At 59.0% G+C, this 5004-nt stretch carries 5 protein-coding genes; 2 read left to right on the top strand and 3 right to left on the bottom strand.

Annotation, left to right across the window (positions count from 1 at the left end; translation table 11 throughout):
- Positions 1 to 594: 594 nt before the first annotated feature.
- Positions 595 to 1215, top strand: coding sequence for a DUF6894 family protein (locus tag AC2YI2_RS34795; protein ID WP_487391087.1), 621 nt, complete (start codon positions 595 to 597; stop codon positions 1213 to 1215).
- Here the strand turns inward: AC2YI2_RS34795 and AC2YI2_RS34790 are convergent.
- The 3 genes from AC2YI2_RS34790 to AC2YI2_RS34780 form a co-directional block, all read right to left on the bottom strand.
- Positions 1199 to 1921 carry a Crp/Fnr family transcriptional regulator gene (locus tag AC2YI2_RS34790; RefSeq protein WP_487391086.1) on the bottom strand — a complete coding sequence of 241 codons (723 nt, stop codon included), beginning with the start codon at positions 1919 to 1921 and terminating at the stop codon, positions 1199 to 1201. The two genes, AC2YI2_RS34795 and AC2YI2_RS34790, sit on opposite strands and share 17 nt — an antisense overlap.
- A 281-nt stretch (positions 1922 to 2202) precedes the next feature.
- Positions 2203 to 2913, bottom strand: a complete 711-nt coding sequence (locus tag AC2YI2_RS34785) for a gamma-glutamylcyclotransferase (RefSeq protein ID WP_487391085.1) — start codon at positions 2911 to 2913, stop codon at positions 2203 to 2205.
- 12 nt (positions 2914 to 2925) lie between these two features.
- Positions 2926 to 3129, bottom strand: coding sequence for a hypothetical protein (locus AC2YI2_RS34780; RefSeq protein WP_487391084.1), 204 nt, complete (start codon positions 3127 to 3129; stop codon positions 2926 to 2928).
- A gap of 123 nt (positions 3130 to 3252) precedes the next feature.
- On the opposite strand from AC2YI2_RS34780, the gene AC2YI2_RS34775 reads away from it, so the two are divergent.
- Positions 3253 to 4776, top strand: a complete 1524-nt coding sequence (locus tag AC2YI2_RS34775; protein ID WP_487391083.1) for a winged helix-turn-helix domain-containing protein — start codon at positions 3253 to 3255, stop codon at positions 4774 to 4776.
- The last annotated feature ends 228 nt before the right edge of the window (positions 4777 to 5004 follow it).

Here is a 5004-nt window from a genome sequence, read left to right as displayed (position 1 = left end):
CCCCCAGCCAGAGAAATCCTAGTGGAGGAACGTAGATCATGATGATCGGCCAGCAGTTTGCGAACGCGTAAGGGCCGGCCGTCAGGTAAGACCACGTAGCCAGCCCCACCCATATCAGTATGTGCACAACCACCGCAGTTGACTTCCACACATACCGTCGACTCACTTGCAATCTCCATCGTGCTTTCCTCAGCAACCTAGATTCTCAGCGCAATGACTCCAATTGGCGCATCAGCGACATGGGTTGTGAGCCAGCGCCGAGCGACGGGCATCAAAGGATGCCATGGATGACTGCTTTTGGGAGCACGCCTAACAGACTCAACGGCTGACTTGAGGGCGCTTTGCCGCCGAACCCTAAGCGATAAACCGCGTCCGGGCAGTCCGAGCTGGGCAGCCGGGCCGCGACCCAGGGCAAGCTCGCCTCGCTTGTACCAAACTATCAATCGGCCTGTGGCCGAATTGTCGAAATCGTACATTTCTCTTTCTCGACACTGAAAAGGCTGTTAATTTCAAAATAACGTCGTCACAGCCTGGCTTCGACGTCTGAGAGAATAGCCCCGGAGGCTAACTGCTCCCGCCGCTGGGAGAGTCTCCGTGCCGAAAAGAATTTTGTTGGTTGAAGACGAACCTGCTGTCGCATTTGTTCTCGAGAGAGCTTTCGCTGACGTCGGTTTTGATGTCATCGCCGCATCGAGCGGGTATGGCGCCGTTATAGCTCTTGAGAATAGAGCCTCGGAACTGACAGCACTTGTAACCGACATCAGATTGGGCGACGGCCCGGATGGTTGGCACGTTGGCCGGCGCGCGCGCGAACTGAAGCCAAACCTCCCGGTCCTTTATATGACCGGTGACTGTGCTGGCAACTGGCCAAAAATGGCAGTCCCTGACAGCCGGATGATGGCAAAGCCGTTTGATCTGGATGACATGGTGGCGACCGTGTCCCAACTAGCAACGGCTTTCCATGGGCCGCATGAAATGACGAGATACTTCTTCAACGTCGTTACCGAAAAGGAGATAATCGAAGATCTTGAGGGTACGGAGCTTGCGAATATTGAGGCCGCGCGGGATGAGGCGTTCAAGGATATTCGTGCCCTGATGAGCGCTGCCGTTCTCGAAGGCCTGGACATATCTGAAAGAGTGATGGAAGTCTGTGATGGCGCGGGAAAGGTCTCGTTCATGATTGCCTTCAGCAGGGCGATCACGCGCCCGGCATGAGCGATCCGATCAAGCGGTCGTATTCAGCCTCTGGAACACCATAGCTGCCGCCTGCAATCCTCAACAATTTTGACCTATCGAGAATCCTGACATTACCACGCGTAGCGCGGACGGCTCTGATTCCCTCGAGGCTGTGAAGTTCGGTCGTGACGCCTGAGCGTCGGACACCGAGCATGAGAGCGAGGAATTCGTGCGTCAATGCGAGGTTGCCACCATCGAGCCGGTCGTCGCACATCAAGAGCCACCGAGCGAGCCGCTCGTGGATGTTGTAGCGGGTATTTGCCAGAGTCGAGTGGGCTAGTTGCAAATCCCGGCAATGGATATATCGGAGGAAGAGGTCGCGCGCAGATCGCTCCTTTTCCACAACGTTCAGGAACACGTCGGTTGGAACACGCAATGCGCTGCCCGCGACCTGCATGTATGTCCTTACAGGCGTTGTGTCCGTCTGCAGAAGCAGGTGTGTTCCGCTTACACCTTCAAAGCCGATATGCCCAATCTCGACGCTCTCGTTGTCATTGCTTGACACGACTACTGAACCCAACCCGTTTTCGATAAAATAAATGAACTCGGGCCGCTCGTTGCTCTCGACTAGAACGGAGCGGAGGGGAAGTTCGACTTTCTCCCACGTGCTTTCGAGATGCTGGAACGCGGATACCGACAAGGCTTTGAGCAACCGATTTCTTGGCGTTCGATCGTTGGACGGCATGTCGTTCTCCTTCCGGGGAAGGAGCCCGATCTCATACCCGAGGCCGACAAAATTCGAAGGTAATGAAAAGCTTATGCTACAAAGCTTCGCCATGCGCCAGAAACCATAGTGCTACTGTGCGCTTTCGACAATTCTCGAAGGTTGGCTATTGATGTAAGTATAGCACTCTTCCGGGGACGCTCCTAACGAATTGCAGCACGCAGTCCTCTCAGGGCGGGCATCCTCAATCCCCAGACCAAAAAAAGTGTCAAGCCAAGCGTTCAATCGGCCATCGACTCCGCTTATTCAGGCGGGGTCCAAGCTGGGAAGTCCTGTTCAATGCGCTCGGCGATCATCTCCTGCATCCGCCACATACGGTCGTCGCAAAGGCCCAGCTGTTCAAGGTGCTTTGCTGTCAAGTAGACGTATTGCGCCATCGAACCGATGATCCCAACTGCCCGGGCGAGCGCATCGGCGAGCACCTCGTCTGCAAGATGACCTGCATAGCCGATACCCTTTCCGGGGTGCGTAAACGAGAAGGCACGCACCACACCCAGTGGGGTAACGACTGTCAACCATCGGGGTGGAAAAGGGGGTTCTTTGCGTAGCAGGCCCTCGACGTTGGCAGCAAGACCTTGGCGAGGGAGCCGATAGACCATGCCTTTGCATTGCCCTCCTCGATCAAGAGAAAGGGTGTATCCGGGTGCTCGGGGATTGCCCCGAAAGCGGATGTCCGGGCCTAGACAGAAGTCGCGATGCCAGCCACGTACCATACCCGGGCGTTCCTCGTCGTAAGTGAAGCGCTTGTTCCAGATCAGCGAGCCAAAGGCGAAGAGCCAAACATCTCCGTCTGGAGGCACTGCCTCGATCAGGGCCGCTGCCGCTGCGGAGTAGTAGCTGTCAGGCCGCGGCGCTTCGCCGTCGAGCCACATAGGACCCGGGTCGCTGGTCCGGGCGGGAAGGAGAGCCACATGAGCCTTCGTCAACCGCATTTTTCGATTACTACGCACCATCTTTTTGGCCCCTCAGCTCAGACCGAAGATGGCCGCGGAGGTAACGCAAAGGGCGACGCTCACGATGACCAGCCAGTGCAGGATCGCGGGGATCCGGATAGGCTCAAAGGTCCGGTCGTCGCCGCGCCGGTCACATAGCCTCAAGTCTTCCAGATCGGCGTCGGTGCCATACGCGTCGTAGTAGCTCGCATGATAGTTCTCATGGTAGAAGTACATCTGTCATTCTCCCCTTGTACCGTTAGGTCGACAGGAGGAGTGTTGCCTAGGCGCTGGCTGGGGGTCCTAAAGCCCTGCCGAAATTGCGGCGAATAGTTCCAAAAACGTTCCGAAGCGGAGCATATGTCGGACCAACGAATCATCTGTGGGCCGTTCGCACTCGACGTGGTTGCAAGGCTGGCCACGAAGAACGGCGAGCCGCTGCCGGTCGGCCATCGGGGCGTCGCGTTGCTGGCAACCTTGTTCAGCCGCCCCGGTGAGGTTCTCACCAAGTCCGAGCTCATGGATGCCGGCTGGGGCGGTGCGGCCATCGAGGAGAGCAATCTCACCGTCCAGATCGCCGCGCTCCGCAAGGCCCTTGGTCCGTCGATCGCTGGCGGCGAGTGGATCGTCACCGTCCCGCGCGTCGGCTACCGGTTCGTGTCACCTGCTACACCCGCCTCACCCCGTGTCGAGCGCCCCTCGATCGCGGTCTTGCCGTTCGTGAACCTCAGCAGTGATCCCGAGCAGGCATTTTTCGCCGATGGCCTCGCGGAGGAGATCATCGTCGCCCTGGGTAGGCTCCCGGGGTTGCTGGTAATCGCGCGCAACTCGAGCTTTGCATTCCGCGGCAGCGACGTCGACGTGCGCAAGGTCGGAAAGGATCTCGATGTGCGCTTCGTCCTCTCGGGTAGCGTTCGGCGCGGCGGCAATCGGTTACGGATGAGCGCGCAGCTTGCCGACGGGAAGAGCGGCGCCCACGTCTGGGCGGAAACCTTCGACCGCGAGTTGGCGGATATCTTCGCCATCCAGGACGAAGTGACCCGCCAGATCGTCGATGCCCTCAAGCTCAAGCTGACACCGGCGCAAACGGCAAACGCGATCAGCGGCGGTACCAACGACGTCGAGGCGCTCGATCTTCTCATGCGCGGCCGCGCGCTCCTCACCGGACCGACCCAGAACCGCGATGTGTACACGCGCGCGACCGACCTGATCCGGCGGGCCCTTGAGCGCGATCCAAGCTTCGTGGACGCGCTGGGTGCGCTCGCGACCGCCCACAACATGGACTATTTGAACCGCTGGAGCGACGACCCCGATCGCTCGCTTACCTCGGCGCAGAGTGTCGCGGGCAGAATGGTCGAGCTTGCGCCGGACCATGCCTACGGTCACTTCCAAGCGGCACTTACGGCAATGTTCGCCCGCGACTTCGATCGGTTTCGGCGGGAGGCCGCGATCGTCATAGCGCTCAATCCGGATGCTGGGATTGCCAGCAACCTGCAGGGCCACCTTTGCCTCGCCGATGAGGTGCCCCTCGAGGCTATTCCCCACTATGAGCGGGTAATGAGGCTTGACCCATCGCTGGACACGACCCTCCACTTTCTCCAGTTTCTCGGCATGGCGTACTTCTATGGCCGCCGTTACGAGACGGCGGCAGCCTTGTTCCGCGAACGCATTCTCCTGAAGCCCGACACCGACTGGTCGCGCGGATATCTCGCCTCTGCCCTCGGCCATCTAGGGCAGTCCGAGGAGGCGCAGCAGGTCTGGGCCGAACTGATGGCGGTCAATCCAAAATACGTGCTGCCGGAGCGGCTTAACCGCAGCGCGGCCCAGGCGAGGCAGATTGAGATGGTCCTCGATGGCGCGCGAAAGGCCGGGCTGCCAATTTGAGCCAAGCTCAGAGGCCGCTTTCATAGAGGGCTCCCGCGGCTATCACAATGGCGGATCTTGGCACGTCTGTTATCAAAGCGCTTGATCGATGTCGGGTTTCAGGAACGCATGATCACTACCTCTACGACCGAAATGAAGGCGCAAAGTTGCCGGTTCCAGAAGAGCGAGCCACAAGCATCTCGCGCCTCCGCTACCTATCTGAATGACACTTCGACGTATTGGCGGTCG

It is taken from the genome of Rhizobium sp. SRI_017 (assembly GCF_057586295.1).
Note: the sequence above shows the minus strand (reverse complement) of the source record. Positions and strands in the feature narration are given on the sequence as shown.

Bases quoted from the DNA above. Each gene is read 5' to 3' on its own strand.
- AC2YI2_RS34790 (WP_487391086.1), bottom strand. From the start codon at position 1,921: ATGCCGTCCAACGATCGAACGCCAAGAAATCGGTTGCTCAAAGCCTTG.
- AC2YI2_RS34785 (WP_487391085.1), bottom strand. From the start codon at position 2,913: ATGGTGCGTAGTAATCGAAAAATGCGGTTGACGAAGGCTCATGTGGCT.
- AC2YI2_RS34780 (WP_487391084.1), bottom strand. From the start codon at position 3,129: ATGTACTTCTACCATGAGAACTATCATGCGAGCTACTACGACGCGTAT.
- AC2YI2_RS34775 (WP_487391083.1), top strand. From the start codon at position 3,253: ATGTCGGACCAACGAATCATCTGTGGGCCGTTCGCACTCGACGTGGTT.